The sequence below is a fragment of the Brenneria roseae subsp. roseae genome (assembly GCF_003115845.1).
Lineage (GTDB): Bacteria > Pseudomonadota > Gammaproteobacteria > Enterobacterales > Enterobacteriaceae > Brenneria > Brenneria roseae.
Genome location: NZ_KZ819033.1, coordinates 77,888 through 99,271 on the forward strand (window position 1 = coordinate 77,888; position 21,384 = coordinate 99,271).

Genomic DNA, 21,384 nt, shown 5'->3' on the forward strand with positions numbered 1-21,384 from the left:
GATGGTGCGCCATGCTTGCAGCGACAGTATGTCGATAATGCCGACCCCGTCTTTCAGGACGGGGAAGCATCATTTGATGAGGAAAGACCCCGATCAATTCGCAGGATGCTGATCCAGCGCTTTGTTAACGTCATCCATCAAACGGGAATAGGACTGCAATCCCCCCGCCACGTACAGCGCACTGGAATCCATGTAGACGATCTGATTTTTCTGCCAGGCCGTGGTTTTGTGAACCAACGGATTATCCAACACCTGTTTTGCCGCGTCTTCTCCGGTACGGCCAATCGCACTGTCGCGGCTCAGCACAAACAGCCAGTCAGGGTTGTACTGCAACAGAAGCTCCGGACTCACCACATTGCCGTGTCGTCCTTCCTGAGGGAGTTCAATGGCGGGCTGAAAGCCGAGAACGTCAAAGACAAAGCCAAAACGTGATTTCGGGTTATAAGCAGAGAGTTTTCCGCCGCTGATCATCAGCACCATGGCATTACCCGCATGGGCCGATTTGGCTTTGACTTGTTCAACCTGTTGTTTAAAGGCATCCAGCTTTTGCTGAGCTTCCTTTTCTTTGCCGAAAATAAGGCCGATTTGCTCAGTACGCTGGGTCAGGCTATCAATGAAGTTATTGTCATCAACGCTCAGAGAAATCGTGGGCGCGATACCGCTGAGTTTGTCGTACGCGTCGGTCGCACGCGCGCCAGCGATGATCAAGTCCGGTTTGGCGCTGCTCAACGCTTCATAGTTGGGTTCAAACAGCGTCCCCGCGTTCAGGTATTCGCTGCCGCTATATTTGGATAAAAATGACGGCAAATGGATGCTGGTTTGCGGCACGCCGCTGATTTTGACATCCAGCGCGTCCAGAATATCCAGCGTTTCCGGGTTAAATACGATGACGTTCTGCGGGTTTAGCGGAACCTCAGTGGTGCCCTGCGCATGTTCGATGGTTACCGTTTTCGGGGCGGCGCTTTCGGTCGCTGCGGGGCGATCGTCGCATCCGGCCAGCAACAGGAACGACAGGGCGACAGCCACTGAATGTAATGGGGTGATTTTTATCTTGCTCATCAAAAAAACCTATAGTGATTAATTAGTTGTAAAAAATGCCGGGCACGCCCGGCATTCGGCATCAGAATGACGTTGTAATACCTGCGTAGTAGGCGCGGCCCGGTTCGTTATAAGTCGACGCCCCATCGTTTTCACGATAGAGACGTTTGTCGAGCAGATTACTGACGCCGGCGTTAACGCGCAGGTTTTTATTAATGTCATATTTCACACCGACACCCACTACGGAATAAGCGCCGACCTCTTTGGTGGACAGACCGTTATTGGCCTCGTTGCGGATATCCGCATACTGGCGCGGCTTCTGGCGGCCGTACATCGTCCAGACCACGTTGGTGGACAACTTGTCATTCACCTGATACTCGAGCATGGTATTGACGGTGTATTTGGGAATGACAGACAGCGGGTTGCCGGTCTCTTTGTTCTTGGAGTTGATCATCAAGGTGGCGTTGGTGCGCCAGGTCAATGTATCGCGCACTACCGGCACCGTCAGATTGGCCTCCCAACCATGCACCAGCGCCTTACCGCCGTTTTCCCATTGCAGGACGTTGGCGGTTGAGTTCGGATCAATATCTTCCGTACCGGCAACAATTTTATTCTTGTAATCGTTGCGGAAATAAGTGATGCCCGCGTCATAGCCGTCATAGGTAAACTGCAATCCGATCTCTTTATTGACGCTGATTTCCGGATCCAGATTGTCATTGCCGAGCAGATAGCAGGCGTCGTTTGTGATATTTGCCGGGCAGCCGTTGCCATTGGTGCGCAGCAGGTATCCTTTGCTGGACTGATACAGGTTAGGCGCCTTAAACACCCGGGCGATCCCCGCCTTCAGCTTGAAGTAGTCGCCCAATTCCTGAGAGGCGTTCAGACTTGGGCTCCAGTTGGCGCCGAATTCGCTGTGATAGTCGAGACGCAGGCCGGGAATAATATTGGTGCCCGGCACGGCCTCGATATTATCCTCGAAGTAGACCGCGCTTAGTTCCGCGCTGTTTTTACTGCTGCGATCGGCCGCGTTGCCCGATACACCGGCGACGGTGTCGTTGGTGTTGGTGGCCCGCATGGAAGCCGGATCGTTCAGTTCTTCGCGGTTCCATTCCGCGCCCAGGGTGGCGGTCTGTTCCACCAGCAGGCGGAACGGAATATTCAGCTCGCCGTTGGCTTTGAAATTCTCCAACCGGCTGGTAGAAAGCGTTGTATCGTTGATCATCCCCTCGACGCGCCCGGTCGATCCTTCCGGCATACGCGTATTATTGGTTTTCTCATAGTAGACACCCAGACGCGACTGTCCCCAGTCCCAGATGCCGTTATGGGTAATGCCGTAGTTCTGGCGGTACATACGGTTGGTTTCCTGACCGTATAGCGTCGGCACCAGCGTGCTGATATTACCGTTGCTGTATTGAGTATCCCCGGCGTAGATATTTCCCTGGCGGCTGTAGCCGTATTCAAAGTCCATAATCTGCTGGGGATTGATCCTCCAAGACAGCAGGGTGTTGATGTCCCTGTTGCGGACCCCTTCGCGTCCGGCGGCGCTAGAGCCATTTTCCTGCGTATTGATATTGTAAGCGTCGGCGTCGGTTTTATTGATATTGCCGTACAGCCGCATGGTCAACACGTCGTCGATCAGCGGCCCGTTCAGGCTGAAGTTGGCACGTTTGGTAGCGCCTTCCTTACTGTCTTCCGGCTGATTGGTGAATAGGGAAAGCGAACCGTGCCAGTCGTTAGTGGGGCGTTTGGTAATGATATTCACCACGCCGCCCGCGGCGCCGGAGCCATAGCGCGCGGCGGCCGGGCCGCGCAGCACTTCGACGCGCTCCACCATTTCCACCGGCACCCAGTTGGTATCGCCGCGGGTGTCGCGCTCGCCGCGCCAGCTGTAGCGCACGGAGTTGCGCGAAGTGACCGGCTTGCCGTCAATCAGGATCAGGGTATTTTCCGGCCCCATGCCGCGAATATCGATCTGCCGGTTGTTCCCCCGACTGCCGGAAGCGCTGTTGCCGGTCAGGTTAACGCCGGGCATTTTACGAATAATTTCCGACAGGTCATTGACCGGCGGCTGTTTTTCAATGTCTTCTTTGGTAATAATGGAAACACCGGGCTGTTGCTTAAGCTCTTCTTCCGCCGTCGCCCGCACCACCATTTGATCTTCAAACTCGGTGTCGTTTTCCGTTGCGGCATAAGCACCGCCCCCCATCATTCCCACCAATAACAACGCCAGTGGTTTTTTTGCGCATTTAATACCATGTGGAAACATCGTTCCTCCCCTTATTACTTATGGTTATATTTTTTTACTAATTCACAAGGATGGTAATATCAATAGCAATGAGAATCATTAGCATTCTTTTTGAGAGTAGAATTTTTTTCAGGATCGCCCTTTTTTTAAGAAAAATCGATAGTGTGAATAAATTATGAAGATTCGCTATTTTGAGGGAATGAGCCTTTACATATGCCCATTTTGATGAACAACAATTTTGATAATAACCATGTGGAAATAACGGCATCGCTGTCTGTTTATCCAGACTGACGACGGAATCACTCGGTAAACCCCGCATTCCCGATGCGGAAACGGACAGTAAGACGCGGATATGGAGAAATGATTTATTGGGCGGAACCTTCCACCGCCAGCCGCCAGCGGGAGCACCGCCTGTGATGGCAAGTTTTGCAGTCTTCCCCTGAACTTAGCCGCCTTTGCGCAGCAGATACCGGTAGGGAAGCCGTTCGGTCATCAGCGCCAGCAGGTCATGCTCCATATAGCGACAGAAACCGGGAATATCACGGGTCGTCGCGGGATCGTCCGCAATCACCAGCAGCGTTTGTCCAGACTCCATCTGGCGTACCATCTTGCGCACCATCATCACCGGTTCGGGACAGCGCAATCCCTGAGCATCAAGGGTTTTATCCGGATTGGCAAATGGATCGGTCATCAACGTTCTCTGTGGTAAGGTGATAGGTAGCGATAAAAACCGCCTTAATTTACGACGGAGATAGTTTACGCCGGAGATTTTGTGACGCAAGCCACGACAATGCTTGTGTAAAAAACACCCATTTTTCTTGGCAAAACCAATTGCATTACAAAACCAATTGCGTATCATGCCGCGCGTCGATAACAAAAGCAGTACGCCATTATTTCTTGGGTTCCCTAACCCCAATAACCAAAAAGGTCACATCATGTATCGTTTTACTCTCCGGCAGCGGCTTGCGGCGCTGATCTGGCTATCGTTGTTTCATATTCTAATCATTACTTCCAGTAATTATCTGGTACAGCTCCCGGTATCCATCTTCGGTTTTCATACCACCTGGGGGGCGTTTACCTTCCCCTTTATCTTTCTGGCTACCGACCTGACGGTACGGATTTTCGGCGCGCCGCTGGCACGCCGTATCATTCTGACCGTCATGGTGCCCGCGCTGGTGATTTCCTATGTCATTTCCGCACTGTTCTATCAAGGGGAGTGGCAAGGGTTCGGATCGCTGAACCAGATTAACATCGTGGTTGCCCGCATTGCCTGCGCCAGCTTTATGGCTTACGTCCTTGGCCAGATTCTGGATGTACATGTCTTTAACCGATTGCGCCAGCGCAATGCCTGGTGGGTTGCGCCGACGGTCTCCACGCTGTTCGGCAATTTCAGCGACACGCTGGCCTTCTTCTTTATTGCGTTTTATCGCAGTACCGATCCTTTCATGGCCGCAAACTGGATTGAAATCGCGCTGGTGGACTATACGTTCAAGCTGCTGATCAGCCTGATTTTCTTTCTGCCGATGTATGGCGTGATGTTGAATATGCTGCTGAAACGCCTGAGCGAACAGCAAGATACGGTGTCCTATCAGGACGTCGAAAACCAAGGCTAATCGCGACGCCGCCGAATATTGACGATATCGGCGGCAAACCGGAATTTGTAAAAATAGTTCCTGTGATGCCAACGGTTTGCAACAACAAAATGCTTGTTTTTGCCATCTGAATAGGGTGCCATACTGTTCTTCACCTGTTTCAAAATGTCTGTTTCAAAAATGAGAGAAAGGGAACCCCATGTCGAATTTAATAAAATACCTCGGCGTCAGCCTATTGGTGACCGTGCTGGCAGCCTGTGATGGCAAAACGGACGATACCGCGAAAACCCCCGCGCAAGATAAACCGGCAGCCGAAGCCGCGGCAAACAATACGGTTGAATTACTGTCTGGCAAGGTCGTATTTACGCTGCCAGCCGACATGCAGGATCAAAGCGGTAAATTAGGGACACAGGCCAACAACATGCATGTGTACGCCAACGATAACGGACAAAAAGCGGTTATCGTGATTCTGGGCGACAACACCACGGAAGAACTGTCCGTGCTGACGCAGCGTCTGGAAGATCAGCAACGTACGCGCGACACCAACCTTCAGGTTGTGACCAACAAAACCATCGACATTGACGGACAGAAGCTGCAACAGTTGGACAGCATTATCACCAGCAGCGGGCAGCAGGCATACTCCTCGGTGGTGTTGGGGAAAGTGGACAACCATTTGCTGACCTTGCAGATTACCCTGCCCGCAGACAATCAACAGCAGGCCCAGACAGAAGCGGAAAACATCATTCACACGCTGAAGCTGAAATAAACGTTGCCGCATGAACAAGACGGCCATTTGCTGGCCGTCTTGTTCGCGTAATGTCAGGCCGTTAACGCCGCATTTTTCCCGGCGATACGCCCAAATACAATACAATCCGTCATGGCGACGCTGCCAAGTCTGACGGCGCCATGTACTCCACCGACGGTTTCGCCTGCCGCATACAGGCCAGGAATCGGCTTCAGGTCGAAACCGATCACCTGCGCGTCCTTGTTAATCGCCAAACCGCCCATTGTGTGGTGTACCCGAGGCCATAAACGCGCCGCGTAAAACGGCGGCGTAACGTTAGGCACCGCATCCTGGAAAATCATACAGTCGAGATCGGCATCGTTACGCTGGCTGACAAACTCGTTCCAGCGCTTAACCTGCGCAACAAACGCGTCCACCGGCATTTCATAGGCTTTCGCCAGCTCTTCCAGCGTGTTATACGGCTTAAGCGAACCATTCTTCAACGCGCCTTCCCGTTGCCCCGGATCCACCATATTGTCTGTATTGGTTTTATCGGCAATGATGATGGCCGGATGCCCCAGTTGGATAATAGCGTCGGCACGCTCCTTACGGTTTCCTGTCTCTTTAAAGAAGCGCTTTCCGGTCGCGGGATCGACCATCAACCCATAGCCGACCACACGTTCGACAAACTGCGGTACATATCCGAAACCTTTTTCGTCCGGGCTGGTCCACGGCCCCAGTTGGATCCAGTCCATCTGCGTATCCAGCGCACCAATCATACAGGCCGCCATAATTGCCTCGCCGGTTGCCCCGGGGTGGTTGGTCGACGTGAATGATTCGGTCAGACGCGGATCGTACATCTGACGTAATGCAACGCCCTGTGAGAAGCCGCCGGACGCCAGCACCACGCCTTTACGGGCACGGATATAGGCAATCTCGCCCGAATTTTCATCCGGAAACCGGTAGCCCCGCCGTACTTCCGCACCGATAACCCGGCCATCAGGCTCGACAATCAGCCGCAGGAGCTTGGCGCGTTGTTCAATCACCGCGCCAAGCTCCTTCGCTTTCTGTTGCTGTTTGACGATCAGCCCCGACCCTGAACGCTGCACCAGTTGATGGGCCCGCTTCACCGAATGGCCGCCATGATAGTTGACGACATTAAACTGCGCGCCGATGCTCTGCGCCCATTCCAGCGCTTCCACCGAATGTTCCGCAACGGTTCTGGCTAGTTCAGGATAATTGAGGCCGTTGCCCGCCTTGAGCATGTCCTGATACATCAGCTCCGGCGAATCATCAATGCCGGCCTCTTTTTGCATTTTGGAGCCCGCCGCCGCGAGATCGCCGCCATTCAGCACCGAATTCCCCCCCAGCAGCGGCATTTTATCGATGATCAATACCTCGGCCTGCGCATTACGCGCTTCAATGGCGGCCGCCAATCCGGCAAACCCGGTACCGACAATCAGGACATCAACCGTCGTATCCCATTTCTGCGGCACGGGGGATGGCGTTGGCACCGCCTGCGCCGGTTGAGATAGCGCCATACCGCCGAGCGCGCCCACTACCATGCCGGTCGATTTCAAAAACTGTCGGCGACTCTGTTGATCATTTACTGGTTTGTTACTCATTTGCACTACCTCCATATGCTCAAAAACGATAAAGGCGATAAAAACCAAAAAATATTCTGGAGACCCTGCGCGATAGATGACGACACAGGCGGTAGGGAGACGATAGCAGGTGATGATTGAAGCGGTACGTGTTGGAGTTATAAGTACCTGAAATGATTTCAACATAAAAAGCAGGGGATTAAACGTGAGTCCACTCGCACTGTCGCCATTATTCCCGGCGAACCACCGGCCGTGCTGTCCGGTGGCGGACGAGGTACATTTTACTCTGACGAAACCGGTCGCCGGTCCAAACGCAGGGTCAGCAGTAAACCCGCAACCCCAAGAAGCGCCGCCGCCAGATAGATGGAAGCAATACCGAAATAACTCATCAGCAACCCGGCAGCCGGCCCGACGACACCCAAGGACAAATCGAGGAAGATGGTATAGGTCGCCAGTGCGCTTCCCTGATTCTGCGGCGAGACGGCCTTGACCGCCACCACACCGAGCGCCGGGAACACCAGCGAAAAACCCGCCCCCGCGAGAAACACGCCAAACTCGGCCATCAGTGGATGTACCGCGCCACACACCAGCAACAGTCCCGTTACTTCGACCACAAAACACGCCAGCGCCACGCGCAAGCCGCCAAACCGATTGATGCTGTTAGGAAACAACAGGCGTGCGCCAACAAAGGCACAGCTGAAAATGGTCAACGTCAGGGCGGCGCCTTCCCAGTTTCTGTCCGCGTAAAACAGCGTAATGAACGTCGCGATCACACCAAATCCCGCCGAGGCGAGCGCCAGGATAATGCCGTACATCCACACCTTGCCCAATACCTCACGGAAGGGGATTTTCTTGCCGGGCGTGACTTTCACCTCTGGACGAGGCAGTGCGCAGACGATCGCCACCGCCGCAACCAGGATAATGGAAACAGACAGCAACTTGAGTCCGCCGATATGGTTCAGCCAGACACCAAGCGGCGCGCCAATCGCCATGGCGCCATAAGTCGCAATACCGTTCCACGAGATCACCCGCCCGATATGCCGCGATCCGACCACGCCGATCCCCCACAGTATCGAACCGGTTCCGGCAAAACTCTGCCCGGCCCCCAACATCAGTCGACCGACAAACAGCAAAAGCAGCGCGATCAGCGGTGAAGCGCCGTTCTGGGCCGCCAGCAGGTAAAACAGACCGCTAAGCAGCGTTCCCGCCAGCCCCCATACCACCACTTTCTTCGGGCCTTTCTCATCGGTACAGCGTCCGGCATAGGGACGGCTCAGCAGCGTAGAAAAATATTGCAGGCTGATCACCAGCCCGGTCCAGAACGCGTTATATCCCAATGTGTCGTGAACATACACGGGCAACACGGCTAACGGCAGACCGATATTCAGGTAACTGGCAAAGTTGAAAACAACGACGGAAAAAATGCGCAAATTAAGGCGCAGCGCACCAACGGCAGGCTCTGATGAGGACGGAACAGACATAGAAAATTTCACTCACTTAACATCATCACTTGAGGCGGAGCAAAAGTGTTAGCCGGGTAATCCGGTCGTTGTTGGCATACAGACGTTTGAGTATAAACAAGCACCGGCCAGCTTTCACGGTTAATTATCACGGACGTCACTATTTAATTTACACCTAAGAACAACAAACCATGAAAAACATAACATTCTCATATTGTTGGTTATAATCAAAACTGTCCCCCTATCACTCAAACCTGACCGCAGGAGAAGATCAATGCCTGAACCGGCAGAGTCGGATCGTCATTCACTACCAACCCATCCCACCAAAAAAGAAGGCGGAGAAGCAAAAAATTCCCAGGAGAAATTTTTGACGTCGCACCGCGACGACCCGCAAGGGACCGTGGACACAAAAGAACCGCACGCTTTTTTAACCCGGACCAAACGGTTGGTGAAACGTATCCAGGACATCCCCAGCGTGGCGCATATGATCCGCGCGGGCGAGCGCTTTAATGACCGCATGGGCAATCAGTTTGGTGCGGCGATCACCTATTTTTCTTTCCTGTCGCTGATACCGATTCTCATGGTGTCCTTTGCGGCGGTCGGTTTCGTGCTGGCGTCCAACCCGGATTTGCTGACCGAGCTGATCAACAAAATCGTCAACAGCATCAGCGACCCCAGTCTGGCCAACACGCTGAAAAATACGGTTAACACCGCCATTCAGCAGCGTACTACCGTCGGGCTGACAGGACTGCTGATCGCCTTGTACTCCGGCGTCAGTTGGATGGGAAATCTACGAGAAGCCATCCGTGCGCAATCGCGCGACGTCTGGGAACGCAACCCACAGGACGAAGAGAAGATTTACTTCCAGTACACCCGCGATTTTCTATCTCTTACCGGGCTGATGGCTGCGCTGGTCGTGACGTTGTTCCTGACGTCGGTGGCGGGCGCCGCGCAAAATATCATTGTGAATGCGCTGGGGCTGGGCGGCATCGAATGGCTGCGCCCTGCCCTGACGCTGATTGCGCTGTCGATTTCGATTTTCGCCAACTATTTATTGTTTCTCTGGATCTTCTTTGTTTTGCCGCGACACAAACCCAAACGTAAGGCTCTGCTCCGGGGAACGCTTCTTGCTGCCGTTGGTTTCGAGATAATCAAATTTGCCATGACCGTCGTGCTGCCCAAGCTCGCCAGCTCTCCTTCCGGCGCCGCTTTTGGCTCCGTGATCGGCTTGATGGCATTTTTCTATTTATTCGCCCGGTTAACACTCTTCTGTGCCGCCTGGATTGCCACCGCAAACTATAAAGGCGACATCTCTACGGATCAGAATGCACCAGAAGACGCCTCATCGAAAAAGGATCAATCCACTTAACCCAGACAGGAGAATTTATGCCGTACGTTAATATCAAAATCACCCGGGAAGGGGCGACCACCGAGCAGAAGAAAGCGCTGATTGCCGGCGTGACCCAGCTTCTGGTCGATACGTTGGGGAAAAATCCGGCCACCACCGTGGTCGTCATTGATGAAGTCGACACCGACAACTGGGGCATCGGCGGAGAAAGCGTGACAAATTTGCGCCGGAAATAGCCCGTCTCTTCCCGGGAGAAATTTTCAACGCCGCTAGCGGCGGCCCCGCCATAAAACGGGTCGGAAAATCCTGGTTTTCCGATCCACGTCATGAAAAAATAAAACATCGTTTCAAGACTATTGACTCCGTCTCACGTTATGTTGAGACTGATGCTAATTTCCGCGTCTTACCGACTTCTTTTTCAAACAGGCCAGCTGTGATGACAACCAATAACATTGCCGTAATCGGCGAATGCATGATCGAACTGTCGCAAAAAGGCACGGATCTTAACCGTGGATTTGGCGGCGATACCCTGAATACCGCCGTATATATCGCCCGTCAGGTTAACCCCGATGCGCTCGGCGTTCACTACGTTACCGCGCTCGGCACCGATAGTTTCAGTGAAGAGATGGTTGCCGCATGGCAGAAAGAAGGGGTGAAAACCGATTTGATCCAGCGCATGGATAACAAACTGCCCGGTTTGTACTTCATCGAAACAGACGACACGGGTGAGCGAACCTTCTATTACTGGCGCAACGATGCCGCGGCCCGTTACTGGCTGGACAGCGCTGAATCAGAAAAAATCTGTCAGCATCTGGCTCGCTTTGAGTATCTTTACCTCAGCGGCATCAGTCTGGCGATCCTCAATCCGGAAAGCCGCCAGCGCCTGTTATCCCTGCTGCGCGTCTGCCGTGCCAATGGCGGTAAAGTCATTTTTGATAACAACTATCGCCCGCGTTTGTGGCAAAGCCAGGCAGAAACACAGCAAGCCTATACTGAAATCCTGTCCTGTACGGATATCGCATTTCTGACGTTGGACGATGAAGATATGCTGTGGGGCGAAAAACCGGTTGAAGATGTTCTGGAGCGTACCCACGGTTTTGGCGTGGCGGAAATCGTGGTGAAGCGCGGCGCGGATTCCTGCCTCGTTTCAGAACGCGGAAAATCGCTCATCGACGTACCTGCGGTGAAGTTGCCGAAAGAGAAAGTGGTCGATACCACCGCCGCGGGCGATTCTTTCAGCGCCGGTTATCTGGCGGTCCGGCTGAGCGGCGGCAGCGCTCAGGAAGCGGCTCAGCGTGGTCACCTGACCGCCAGTACGGTGATCCAGTATCGCGGGGCGATTATCCCGCAGGAAGCCATGCCGGCTTAATGCGGGTGCAACGTTAGAACCTGTAAAAAGGGCCGCATTGCGGCCTTTGAGTTTGATGACAAATTCATCGTGGTGAAATCGAGATACCCGGGGCGACCACGGGGCGAGGCATCCCTGCGGGAACCTCATCCCCGTGTTTCCCCTAAAATTTGACTTGGTCAGCAGCCTGAAGGGCCGCATTTGCGGCCTTTTGCGTTTGGTTACTGGGCGGCGGGCGCATCACCTTGCAACGGGGGCGTTTCTGCGACAGGCGCCGGCGTCATGATCCGATTATAGGTAGCCTGAAGATCTTTCATATTCGTCTCCGGCTCCCCCTGCCGCTGCACCAACATCAACGTCGCGTCCTGCGAAAGCTGCTGATGAAGCTCTTGGTTCAGCATATCGAGCGTCAGCGCCGACAAATAAGCCTGCCGTAGTTTCTGATATTGCTCGGGAGCAATATCCACCACCCCATTTTGCTGAGACCGCAGACGTTGCGACATCAGAATATCGGTGCTGGTGCGGGCGTAGGTCGCGAACAGCTTGTTCAACTCATCCGTTTTGCGTGAAATCAGCTCATCAAACTCCGGCTGCGTCAGTCCGTTATCCCTCAACGTCGCCAGCTCCTGAGCCAGAAATGTCAGACCCGGCGTCACGCTATCGTTATTCGGCACATCCAGATGGATCGCACACTGCGCACGGCTGTAGAACACATTGCAGTCAAAACGCAGATTGTTATCTTTCTGCTGGCTCTTCTCCAACGCCTGTTGTAAATGCCAGAACAACGCTTCCCGGGCTAAATCACTTTGCCAGTAATTCGCTAACTCCTGCGACTCGCGAATCGGATGCCAGGGCGTATCCCATACCAGTGATAACGTATCCTGCTGAACATTTTTATTCATCAGGCTGATGGCCTGTTGCGGCAGCGGGCTTAATGTCGGCACCGGGGCAGGCGCTTCCCGCTTACCCTGCAACGCAGAGAACGCTTTGCTGATTTGCTCCACAATACTGCGGTTATCGACATGCCCGACGACATAGAGCGTCATCGCATCGGGGGTGTACCAGGCTTTATAAAATTGCTGCAATTGCTCACTGTTAAGCGGCAGCTTAACGTCCTGACCGGGATCGTGGGCTAATAATGCAGACCCTTTGAGCCGATAGCGCCAACTGGGATCCTGTGGATTCGGCGGAAAGGTCGTTACCCGATCGGGAATATTGAGCGCGGTTTGAATACTCTCATCATTGACTGCCATCTGCCCCGCAGTTTCTGCCAGCCAACCCAGCGCTTCTTTCAGTAACTCCGGTCGGTTGTTCGGCAGGCTCAGATTATAAGACGTGAAATCATATGAGGTAATTACCGGCGACAGAGGACGCATGCCGTTATTGTCTTGTATCCACATAGACGGCGACTGGGCGGCCGAAAGCTTATCGCCGGGCGCCAGCGCCAGACGAGGAAGAAAATGTGCGAACCCGATTTGCTGAGCATTCTCGACCAGCGAACCGGTATTGACCATCAGACGTAGTTCCACCCGGTCGCCGGGGCGTTGCGGCGTGGTCAGTAATTGCCAGGTAAAACCATTGTCCAGTTTACCCTGTTGCCAGGCAGGATCAGGTTGTAGTGTTTCAGCCTGCACGTTGCTGCCGACAACCGCCAGCAACATTCCACCAACTAAAAGACCAATTTTGGTGCCCTGCATGTGAACCCCTACTTAAATAACTATCCAACATAATGTGGTTGCTGTTGATAATAATAGTGGCCTTGCGTTTGCCACCGAACACGCTCGTGTATTCATCACGGAAAATGAGAAAGGCGAAGTGTACCATTCCCTTAGACCACGCGCTTTTATCTATGTCACCCAAATAGGTTAAATAATCGGCAAAAAAAGAAAAATATTTAGATTTAACAATCTGTTTACGTGATTGGGACGGTTAACAGCAGGCAGGAAACGCACAAGAAAAACGCAGCGCATCAAAGACAAACCAGAGATAGAAAATCGCTTGCGGCGGCCCGCAAGGGGCGGGCAGGACCGCCACAAAAAGACTCCCCACGGCGCAATCACGCCGTGGGGAAGTGCTATTCAGGAACACGCATCGTGATTATGGCAGTGTATTCGGTGCCGTCGTGTTGTTGTTATTGTGCTTGTTATTACCGGAAAGTTCGTCCTCCAGCTGTTTCTCATCCAGTTCACGGCAGTATTTCGCAACCACGATAGTGGCGACGCCGTTGCCGACCAGGTTCGTCAGCGCGCGGGCTTCCGACATGAAACGGTCAACACCCAGGATTAACGCCAGACCCGCCACCGGCAGATGACCTACGGCAGACAAGGTCGCGGCCAGTACGATAAATCCGCTTCCCGTTACACCCGCCGCCCCTTTGGAAGAAAGCAGCAGCACAATCAGCAGCGTGATCTGATGCCAGATGTCCATGTGGCTGTTGGTCGCCTGCGCGATAAATACCGCCGCCATGGTCAGATAGATAGAGGTTCCGTCAAGGTTGAACGAATAACCGGTGGGGATCACCAGACCGACAACGGATTTCTTACAGCCGACTTTCTCCATTTTTTCCAGCATACGTGGCAACACCGATTCAGAAGACGACGTACCCAGCACGATCAGCAGTTCTTCCTTGATATAGCGGATGAACTTGAAAATGCTGAATCCGGTCGCTTTGGCGATACTGCCCAACACCAGGAAAACAAACAGAAGACAGGTGATGTAGAAACAAATGATCAATTGGCCCAACTGTACCAGCGTGCCCACCCCATATTTACCAATGGTGAAGGCCATGGCGCCAAACGCGCCCAGCGGCGCCAGTTTCATGATCATGTTGATGATACCGAAAATGACTTTGGAGAAGCTTTCGATCACATCAAAAATCATCTTGCCTTTGCTGCCCAGACGATGCAGCGCAAAACCAAACATGACGGCAAACAGCAACACCTGCAAAATATTGCCGCTGGCAAAAGCCCCAATCACACTCGATGGGATGACGTCCATCAGGAACGGAATCAGTCCCTGCTGGGAAGCCTGCTGGGTATAAACCGCAACAGCCGAAGCATCCAGCGTGCTCGGATCGACGTTCATTCCCTCGCCCGGTTTTATTATGTTTACTACGGTCAGACCGATGATCAAGGCAACCGTACTGACAACTTCAAAGTACAGCAGGGCAACCGCACCGGTACGGCCGACTGACTTCATGCTTTCCATGCCGGCAATGCCTGTTACAACCGTACAGAAGATAACCGGGGCGATGATCATTTTAATTAATTTAACAAACCCATCGCCGAGCGGTTTCATCTGTTCGCCGAGATCCGGATAGAAATGTCCCAGCAGTATCCCTACCGTAATGGCGACAAGCACCTGAAAATAAAGACTTTTAACAATAGATAGTTTCATATATTTATACGTCCTATGGTGGGGAAACACAGGAGGATAATAGAGTACGGTAATAATGCCGCCTGTGATTGCGCCGGAAAGTAACATCGCAATAACAGGCTGAAAATGTTTTATAACTTTAGTTTGTGAACGGAAGGTTAAAAATAAGAACTGAATCGCTTCAATAGATGTTATTAATAAACAGATGTGCAATTTATTTATAACAAGCCACCGATTATCTCTAACCGCATACCGCCACAAGAAATCGACGAGGTCAGTGATAGCGGGGCTTACAAGGGAATAAACGATAAAACACTTAATAATTATAGGGTTATTGATGAATAAAAATTATTTAATCATGACATAAAGAGATGAATGCCATTTCTTCCTTCATTACGGGCGACCTGCATCGCAAAACGCGCTTGAGCGAGAAACAAGTCCGCATCCCTCTTTTTTCCCGACAACGGTGGGACAAGGTGAACCATTCCCACACAGGCCGCCAGCGGTGACTGGCTGGTAATGGCAAATGGCGTGTTGAGTTGCAACACCATATGTTGCGCCCAGTTCTGTATCTGCTCTGCCGGCAGTGGTTTCCTCAGCATCGCAAACTCATCGCTGTTCAGACATGCCAACAGGACCGATTCCCCGGATGCCTCAATTGCCGATTTCAGCTGATTCACTAATGTATGCAACGCCGCATCGCGCGTCTTGTCCGGCGCCACCGTCGGTGGCTCAAGCCCGAGCACCATCAGACAGAGCGGGATATTTTCCGACAGGCATTGTTGCAACTGCGCTAAAAAAGCGTCTTTTCCCGGTAAATCATAGCGTTCCTCTATCGAAATAAGGGATTGCTCCAGCCATTGCTGATTGCGGTTATAGCTGCGGACCAACACACCGAGTTCATCATCCTGATGCCACTCGGGCAGGGTTAGCTGGTGGTGTGGCAACGCTTCCGTCGGCAGATTTTGCAACTCGGCAATAATGGCGCGCAGCGGATGAACCATAAGCCGATTCATACACCAGGTAATGGCAATCGACAGGATCAGCGCCAACAGCAGGTACGTTGCCAGCATGGTCGAAAACGTACTGACGATGAACTGAAACATACGATAAGAATCCGCCTGTAGCACCAGATTCGCCAATGGCGTCGTATTCTGCGTCTGCGGTGGCGAATAGAGTGGCACAGAGATCCGGATAGGCAGCTTGAATACGCGGGCAATCCAGCCTGGCACCGGGCGTTCAGTCGGGAAATTGGCATGCAGCGTCTGGAATTCGTCCGGCAACAACACGTCGGCCCGACTGAGAAAACCGGCAGGCAGCAGGTTATTGAGAATATCTTCGGCCCGCTGCACTTCACCTTGCAGGACCGCCTCCGTCAGAGGCTGGCGCACGGAATAAGCGATGCTCTCCAGTTGCCTGGCATAATCTTCACGACGTTGATGAACGAAGTGAAAAAGCTGTATCACGATAAAAAGGCTGATGGTGACCAGTGCCACAGCGGACACGGCTGTCATCTGCTTAATCGTTAATGAACGTCTGAGCCGCAAGCACCTTCTCCGTCAATCCTGTATTGCCGCTGTACTTATACCCAATAGACTTATGACGGGCTATCCTGCCCGTCAACGGGAGTCAACGTTACGCGTTGTTAAAAAACGCGAACTTACCGCAATTTCATCCAACTACGGGCTAAAAATACCGTATTTGCCCGTTTTTGACACCAGGATGAAAGAAGCCGGAAAGAAACCCCGCTAGTATAAGACAGCTTATCTGCGCCTCCATGCTGTTTTATGCCGCTCCCTACCGGATTTCGTCTTAATCCTATGTTGCATTGACGTGGCGGTACCGCCCGGTCAGCCCGAAGGATATCAATAACCGATCGCCGCACCCGCCGGACGTCGAATATCATTGGCGCCGTACAGGTAGCCTTCGCGTACTTTGCCGGAAACCGCAGAGTCGTTACCGGAGTTAGCGGGCATGACACCTGCCGCCCCCGGCAATCCAACCATGATCAACTCTGCCGCGCCCCAGGGCGTTTGTTCCACCATCTTATATCCACGCTGCTTTAAGAGCGCCAGCGTATCGGCGGAAAGTCCGCGCTGTTCGTAATACACCTCATCCGGCAGCCACTGATGGTGAATACGCGGCGCGTCCACCGCCTCCTGAGGCGCCATACCGTGATCGATGATATTCAACGCGGTCTGCAATGTAATCGTGATAATGCGCGACCCGCCCGGAGACCCCAGCACCATAAAGATTTTTCCATCTTTCGTGACCAATGACGGGCTCATGGATGATAGTGGGCGCTTACCGGGGGCGATGGCGTTACGTTCCCCCTGCACCAGTCCATACAAATTCTGCTCGCCCACTTTGGTGGTGAAATCATCCATTTCATCGTTGAGGAAAAAGCCGGTCCCCGGTGCAATCACCACCGCCCCGAAACGCCCGTTGACCGTATAGGTTGTAGAGACCGCATTTCCCTGACTATCCACGATGGAGTAGTGCGTGGTTTCCGGTTTCTCGTGCGGCCCGATGCCAGGCTGAACCTGCTGTGACGGCGTGGCGTTTTGCGGTTCTATTTTTTTGCGGATCTCGGCGGCGTAATCCTTACTGAGCAGACGTTTAACCGGATTACTGACAAAATCCGGGTCACCCAGATAGGTGTTGCGATCCATATAGGCATGACGCATGGCCTCGCTCAGGACGTGTACCGACGCGGCTGAATTGAATCCCAGCGCGTTGAAATCGTAGCCTTCCACAATATTGAGAATTTCACACATCGTCACACCGCCTGAACTCGGGGGCGGGGAAGAAACAAACTGATAGCCACGATAATCGCAGGTGACGGGCGCGGTTTCAGTAATACGGTAATCAGCAAAATCCGCCGCGGTCAGAATGCCGCCGCCCTGACGCGCCGCCTGCTCTACCGCTTGCGGGATTTTTCCTCTGTAGAAGGCGTCAGGACCGTTATCCGCAATGGCCTGCAAGGTGTTCGCCAAATCACGCTGCACCAGTTTATCGCCCGGCTGTAGCGGGCTGCCATCCGGACGCAGGAAAATGCGGGCCGCTTCAGGATCGTCTTTGAAACGTTTGACGGTCGTATCCAGAATATCGGTATCCGCCCGCGTCAGCTCAAAACCATATCGCGCCAGTTTGATCGCCGGCGCCATTACCTGTTCGCGGCTCAGCTTGCCGTATTTTTTCTGCGCCGTATCCAGACCTAATACCGTTCCGGGCACGCCAGCTGCCAGATAGCCATACAGACTGGACTCTTTCTTTACATTGCCCGCCGCATCAAGATACATGTCTGCATTGGCCGCCGCGGGCGCCGTTTCACGGAAATTGATGAAGGTGTCTTTGCCGTCGGCCAGATGGATGGTCATAAACCCGCCGCCGCCAATATTGCCGCAGCAGGGGTTAACCACCGCTTGTGCATATCCCACAGCAACCGCCGCATCAATCGCGTTTCCCCCCATCTTCATGATATCGACGCCTATCTGCGAGGCCAGATACTGCGAACTGACCACCATGCCGTTTTTCGCCTCTACCGCAGGCGCAGATGCAGCCTGCACCGCGCCACTGACCAGCAGCGCTGCCACGCTCAGCGACAAAAGCCATTTTCCCAATGCCATTGCGACTCCTTTTACCCTGTTTATTTCGTGTTGTTTCTTGTTGTACAACGCCCAAACCAATTCATTTCCGACCGGCGACTCAAGGTGCAGACCACCGGCATTGCCCGTTATCCCTGTCGGATTGGAATCAATGACCGCAGACGGGAGCCGAATACATTGATTATCAGCCCCAGCATAATCATCAATGCGCCGACAATCTGTAGCGCCGATAATGATTCATTGAGGAAAACAGCGGCGCTTATCAGCCCCGTAACAGGCACCAGCAACGACAGCGGCGCAACGCGCCAGGTTTCATAGCGCGCCAGCAAATTCCCCCAGATGCCATAGCCGATAATGGTGGCGCAAAAAGCCAGATAGACCAGCGACAGAATAGTAGGAAGCTGGATATTCATCAGACTGGAGACCATCACATCCTGGCCTTCAAACAGCCAGGAACACGCAAAGAAAGGCACGATGGGGATCAGCGCGCTCCACACCACCAGCGACATAATGTTGACGCCGCGGTAACTACTCATAATGATTTTATTGCTGATATTCCCGAGCGCCCATGACAGCGCGGCGGCCAGCGTGAGCAGCAGCGTGGCGATCGTCATGCCGGAAGCCATTTGCCCGTCAGTGCGCCCTTCCGCCAGCACAAACATCCCCATCGCTGCCACCAGGATACCGGCGATGTGATTCCAGCGAAGCTTTTCCGACAGCAGCACGGCTCCCGCCAGCAGGGTAAAGAATGCCTGTGCCTGGAGCACCAGTGACGCGATACCTGCCGGCATACCCAGCTTAATCGCAAGAAACAGAAACCCAAACTGACCAAAACTGATGGTCATGCCATACGCCAACAGCCAACGAAAAGGGATTCGCGGCGCGGGGATAAAAAAGATCGCCGGTAATGCCACCAGCAAAAAGCGCAGTCCGGCCAGTAAAAAAGGCGGCATACCATGCAGGCCAATTTTGATTACCACAAAATTTACCCCCCATAAAACCACCACACAAAGCGCAAGCAACCCATCTTTTATTGACATCCTGAATCTCTCTCACCGCATCAGACAACGACTTACTACTGTACAACCCGGCTCGGCCGGGGAACACAAATCGTTCAGGAAAATTTAGGCTAAAACCAATACCGCCGGTTAGCGTCTCCGCATGTTCACTTGTTTCCATTCACAGTTAAAACGTTACATGAATTAAACACATTAAATACAGAACACTCACTTCTCCTACACAAAATTGGATAATAAATGCCGGTTTTGTTCTTTGCTGTTTCTGATCACCTATGGAAGTATCGGCTTTGGATATCGGTTAAATCCTCCAGCAATATCGCATCAGGCAATGGCGTGGCCGGTGCATTCATCTATATGATAAATAAATGGAAAACAATGTGAAGAACGACTTTCATTCTCATCGGAAACCGGCTCTGAATCTTTTTGCCTCTCTGATACTTCTGGGCAGTACCTTTGGTTCACAGGCGGCAAGCGACACGCCAAAAATCGGCGGCACGCTGCTCTATCTGGAGCAACAACCCCACACCAATCTCTATACGCCCGCAGGCGGGTTTTATCCTAATGGCGGTATTCTCAACCAAATAACCGACAAGCTGACGTACCAAAACCCGGAAACGCTGGAGATCGAACCCTGGATTGCCGAGTCCTGGAGCGTCAACGCCGATAACACCGAATATACGTTTAAACTCCGCCCTGGCGTCACGTTCTCGGACGGCACGCCGCTGGACGCCAACGCCGTCGCAAAAAACTTTGATACTTACGGGTCAGGCAACCCGGCGCTCAACCAGCCCGTCTCTGAAGTCATTAATAACTACCTGCGCAGCGAAGTCATCGATCCCCTGACGGTGAAGTTCTACTTCAAGAAACCGTCGCCGGGCTTTCTACAGGGAACCTCGGCCATTGGTTCCGGTCTGGTTTCCCTCAGCACGCTGGCGCAGAATTTCAACCAGTTAGGCAACGCCCGCAACATCATCGGCTCCGGTCCGTTTGTGGTCAGCAGCGAAAAGGTGGGACGCGAACTGAAACTGACCGCCCGCCAGGATTACAACTGGGCGCCGGTGAAATCGAAGCATCAGGGGCGGCCTTATCTGGATGGCATAACCATTCTGGTCACGCCGGAAGATAGCGTGCGTATCGGTGCATTGATATCCGGTCAGGCTGATTTTATTCGCCAGATACAGGCATACGATGAAAAGCGGGTACAGGATCAAGGCTTCAATATTTACGCGCCGCCGACGCGCGGCGTAAACAACAGCATCGTTTTCCGCCCGGATAATCCGCTGGTGGCCGATATTCGCGTCCGTAAGGCGCTGCTGCATGCCACTAATACCAAAGAGATTATCGATACGCTATTCTCCGCCAACTATCCGCAGGCAACCTCACCGCTGGCGAAAACGGCGGCCGGGTATGTCGATCTCTCGGAAAAGCTGGCGTTCGATCCGGCTCAGGCCTCCCGTCTGCTGGATGACGCAGGCTGGAAAACGGGCGCTCAGGGTATCCGGCAAAAAGACGGCCAGTCACTGATACTGACGGCGTATGAATCCCTGCCCCAACCCCAGAACAAAGAAACGTTGCAGCTCGTCTCACAGCAGTGGGCCAACGTTGGCGTGAAGCTGAATATCCTGGCGGGCGATGCCGGCAGTAAAACCGTGGATAGCCTCGACCCGCTCAAAACCGCCGTGGCCCCCGCGATGGTAGGCCGCGCCGATCCTGATGTACTGAAAAGCCAGTATTACCCCACGGTGCGTAACGTCCTGCTGCAAAAAGGCGGCGCCAGCGACAAGGTCAAAGATTTTGTGGATACCCACCTGAACGCCCTGCTGGATGGCATCGCCACCGAAACCGATCGCAGCAAACGGCTGGCGCTGGTTGGCGAAGTCCAGAACTACCTGATCGACCAGGCGTATGTGATCCCCATTTTTGAAGAGCCGCAGGTCTTTGCCGGCGCATCAACGACCAAAGGCATCGCCTTTGAAGCCGTAGGACGCCCCAGCTTTTACAACACCTGGTTAGATAAGTAATC

At 53.2% G+C, this 21,384-nt stretch carries 16 protein-coding genes; 6 read left to right on the forward strand and 10 right to left on the reverse strand.

Annotated features, from left to right (window positions below; all coding sequences use genetic code 11):
* Window positions 1-93: 93 nt before the first annotated feature.
* From DDT52_RS15810 to tusA, 3 genes are all read right to left on the reverse strand, one after another.
* Window positions 94-1,059 carry a siderophore ABC transporter substrate-binding protein gene (locus tag DDT52_RS15810; RefSeq protein WP_109055219.1) on the reverse strand — a complete coding sequence of 322 codons (966 nt, stop codon included), beginning with the start codon at window positions 1,057-1,059 and terminating at the stop codon, window positions 94-96.
* Between the two features lie 61 nt (window positions 1,060-1,120).
* A complete protein-coding gene (locus tag DDT52_RS15815; RefSeq protein ID WP_210732722.1) occupies window positions 1,121-3,304 on the reverse strand; it encodes a TonB-dependent siderophore receptor in 2,184 nt (727 codons plus the stop codon).
* Window positions 3,305-3,728: 424 nt separating this feature from the next.
* The gene (tusA, locus tag DDT52_RS15820) at window positions 3,729-3,974 is read right to left on the reverse strand and encodes a sulfurtransferase TusA (RefSeq protein WP_136157208.1); all 246 of its coding nucleotides are present in this window, start codon (window positions 3,972-3,974) and stop codon (window positions 3,729-3,731) included.
* Window positions 3,975-4,218: 244 nt separating this feature from the next.
* On the opposite strand from tusA, the gene DDT52_RS15825 reads away from it, so the two are divergent.
* On the forward strand, window positions 4,219-4,896 hold the full coding sequence (locus DDT52_RS15825; RefSeq protein ID WP_136157209.1) for a 7-cyano-7-deazaguanine/7-aminomethyl-7-deazaguanine transporter: 678 nt from the start codon (window positions 4,219-4,221) through the stop codon (window positions 4,894-4,896).
* Between the two features lie 178 nt (window positions 4,897-5,074).
* Window positions 5,075-5,641 (forward strand): DcrB family lipoprotein, encoded by a 567-nt coding sequence (locus tag DDT52_RS15830; protein WP_136157210.1) that lies wholly within the window; start codon window positions 5,075-5,077, stop codon window positions 5,639-5,641.
* Window positions 5,642-5,694: 53 nt separating this feature from the next.
* Here the strand turns inward: DDT52_RS15830 and DDT52_RS15835 are convergent, their stop codons facing one another.
* Complete coding sequence (locus DDT52_RS15835) at window positions 5,695-7,224, reverse strand: flavocytochrome c (protein ID WP_136157211.1); 1,530 nt, start codon at window positions 7,222-7,224, stop codon at window positions 5,695-5,697.
* Between the two features lie 260 nt (window positions 7,225-7,484).
* On the reverse strand, window positions 7,485-8,684 hold the full coding sequence (locus tag DDT52_RS15840) for an MFS transporter (protein WP_136157212.1): 1,200 nt from the start codon (window positions 8,682-8,684) through the stop codon (window positions 7,485-7,487).
* 253 nt (window positions 8,685-8,937) lie between these two features.
* Between DDT52_RS15840 and yhjD the strand changes: the two genes are divergently transcribed.
* The 3 genes from yhjD to kdgK all read left to right on the forward strand — a co-directional run bounded on the left by yhjD (window position 8,938) and on the right by kdgK (window position 11,380).
* Entirely contained in the window at window positions 8,938-10,032 is a 1,095-nt protein-coding gene (yhjD, locus tag DDT52_RS15845; protein ID WP_247595553.1) for an inner membrane protein YhjD, read from the forward strand.
* Window positions 10,033-10,049: 17 nt separating this feature from the next.
* Entirely contained in the window at window positions 10,050-10,247 is a 198-nt protein-coding gene (locus tag DDT52_RS15850; RefSeq protein WP_109055213.1) for a 2-hydroxymuconate tautomerase family protein, read from the forward strand.
* A 200-nt stretch (window positions 10,248-10,447) separates the two neighbouring features.
* Complete coding sequence (gene kdgK, locus DDT52_RS15855) at window positions 10,448-11,380, forward strand: 2-dehydro-3-deoxygluconokinase (RefSeq protein ID WP_136157213.1); 933 nt, start codon at window positions 10,448-10,450, stop codon at window positions 11,378-11,380.
* A 200-nt stretch (window positions 11,381-11,580) separates the two neighbouring features.
* Here the strand turns inward: kdgK and DDT52_RS15860 are convergent, their stop codons facing one another.
* The 5 genes from DDT52_RS15860 to DDT52_RS15880 form a co-directional block, all read right to left on the reverse strand.
* Complete coding sequence (locus tag DDT52_RS15860; protein WP_136157214.1) at window positions 11,581-13,056, reverse strand: M16 family metallopeptidase; 1,476 nt, start codon at window positions 13,054-13,056, stop codon at window positions 11,581-11,583.
* Between the two features lie 400 nt (window positions 13,057-13,456).
* Complete coding sequence (locus tag DDT52_RS15865; RefSeq protein WP_136157215.1) at window positions 13,457-14,755, reverse strand: dicarboxylate/amino acid:cation symporter; 1,299 nt, start codon at window positions 14,753-14,755, stop codon at window positions 13,457-13,459.
* Window positions 14,756-15,090: 335 nt separating this feature from the next.
* Entirely contained in the window at window positions 15,091-16,248 is a 1,158-nt protein-coding gene (locus DDT52_RS15870; protein ID WP_136157216.1) for a diguanylate cyclase, read from the reverse strand.
* A 351-nt stretch (window positions 16,249-16,599) separates the two neighbouring features.
* On the reverse strand, window positions 16,600-18,363 hold the full coding sequence (gene ggt / locus DDT52_RS15875; RefSeq protein WP_136157217.1) for a gamma-glutamyltransferase: 1,764 nt from the start codon (window positions 18,361-18,363) through the stop codon (window positions 16,600-16,602).
* Window positions 18,364-18,470: 107 nt separating this feature from the next.
* Window positions 18,471-19,382, reverse strand: coding sequence for an EamA family transporter (locus DDT52_RS15880; protein WP_136157218.1), 912 nt, complete (start codon window positions 19,380-19,382; stop codon window positions 18,471-18,473).
* Window positions 19,383-19,738: 356 nt separating this feature from the next.
* Here DDT52_RS15880 and DDT52_RS15885 point away from each other — a divergent pair, with 356 nt between their 5' ends.
* Window positions 19,739-21,382 carry a TIGR04028 family ABC transporter substrate-binding protein gene (locus DDT52_RS15885; RefSeq protein WP_425591558.1) on the forward strand — a complete coding sequence of 548 codons (1,644 nt, stop codon included), beginning with the start codon at window positions 19,739-19,741 and terminating at the stop codon, window positions 21,380-21,382.
* Window positions 21,383-21,384 lie beyond the last annotated feature (2 nt).

Bases quoted from the DNA above. Each gene is read 5' to 3' on its own strand.
- DDT52_RS15870 (WP_136157216.1), bottom strand. From the start codon at position 16,248: ATGACAGCCGTGTCCGCTGTGGCACTGGTCACCATCAGCCTTTTTATC.
- ggt (WP_136157217.1), bottom strand. From the start codon at position 18,363: ATGGCATTGGGAAAATGGCTTTTGTCGCTGAGCGTGGCAGCGCTGCTG.
- DDT52_RS15850 (WP_109055213.1), top strand. From the start codon at position 10,050: ATGCCGTACGTTAATATCAAAATCACCCGGGAAGGGGCGACCACCGAG.
- DDT52_RS15815 (WP_210732722.1), bottom strand. From the start codon at position 3,304: ATGTTTCCACATGGTATTAAATGCGCAAAAAAACCACTGGCGTTGTTA.
- kdgK (WP_136157213.1), top strand. From the start codon at position 10,448: ATGACAACCAATAACATTGCCGTAATCGGCGAATGCATGATCGAACTG.
- DDT52_RS15825 (WP_136157209.1), top strand. From the start codon at position 4,219: ATGTATCGTTTTACTCTCCGGCAGCGGCTTGCGGCGCTGATCTGGCTA.
- yhjD (WP_247595553.1), top strand. From the start codon at position 8,938: ATGCCTGAACCGGCAGAGTCGGATCGTCATTCACTACCAACCCATCCC.
- DDT52_RS15830 (WP_136157210.1), top strand. From the start codon at position 5,075: ATGTCGAATTTAATAAAATACCTCGGCGTCAGCCTATTGGTGACCGTG.
- DDT52_RS15860 (WP_136157214.1), bottom strand. From the start codon at position 13,056: ATGCAGGGCACCAAAATTGGTCTTTTAGTTGGTGGAATGTTGCTGGCG.
- DDT52_RS15880 (WP_136157218.1), bottom strand. From the start codon at position 19,382: ATGTCAATAAAAGATGGGTTGCTTGCGCTTTGTGTGGTGGTTTTATGG.
- tusA (WP_136157208.1), bottom strand. From the start codon at position 3,974: ATGACCGATCCATTTGCCAATCCGGATAAAACCCTTGATGCTCAGGGA.
- DDT52_RS15835 (WP_136157211.1), bottom strand. From the start codon at position 7,224: ATGAGTAACAAACCAGTAAATGATCAACAGAGTCGCCGACAGTTTTTG.
- DDT52_RS15865 (WP_136157215.1), bottom strand. From the start codon at position 14,755: ATGAAACTATCTATTGTTAAAAGTCTTTATTTTCAGGTGCTTGTCGCC.
- DDT52_RS15840 (WP_136157212.1), bottom strand. From the start codon at position 8,684: ATGTCTGTTCCGTCCTCATCAGAGCCTGCCGTTGGTGCGCTGCGCCTT.
- DDT52_RS15810 (WP_109055219.1), bottom strand. From the start codon at position 1,059: ATGAGCAAGATAAAAATCACCCCATTACATTCAGTGGCTGTCGCCCTG.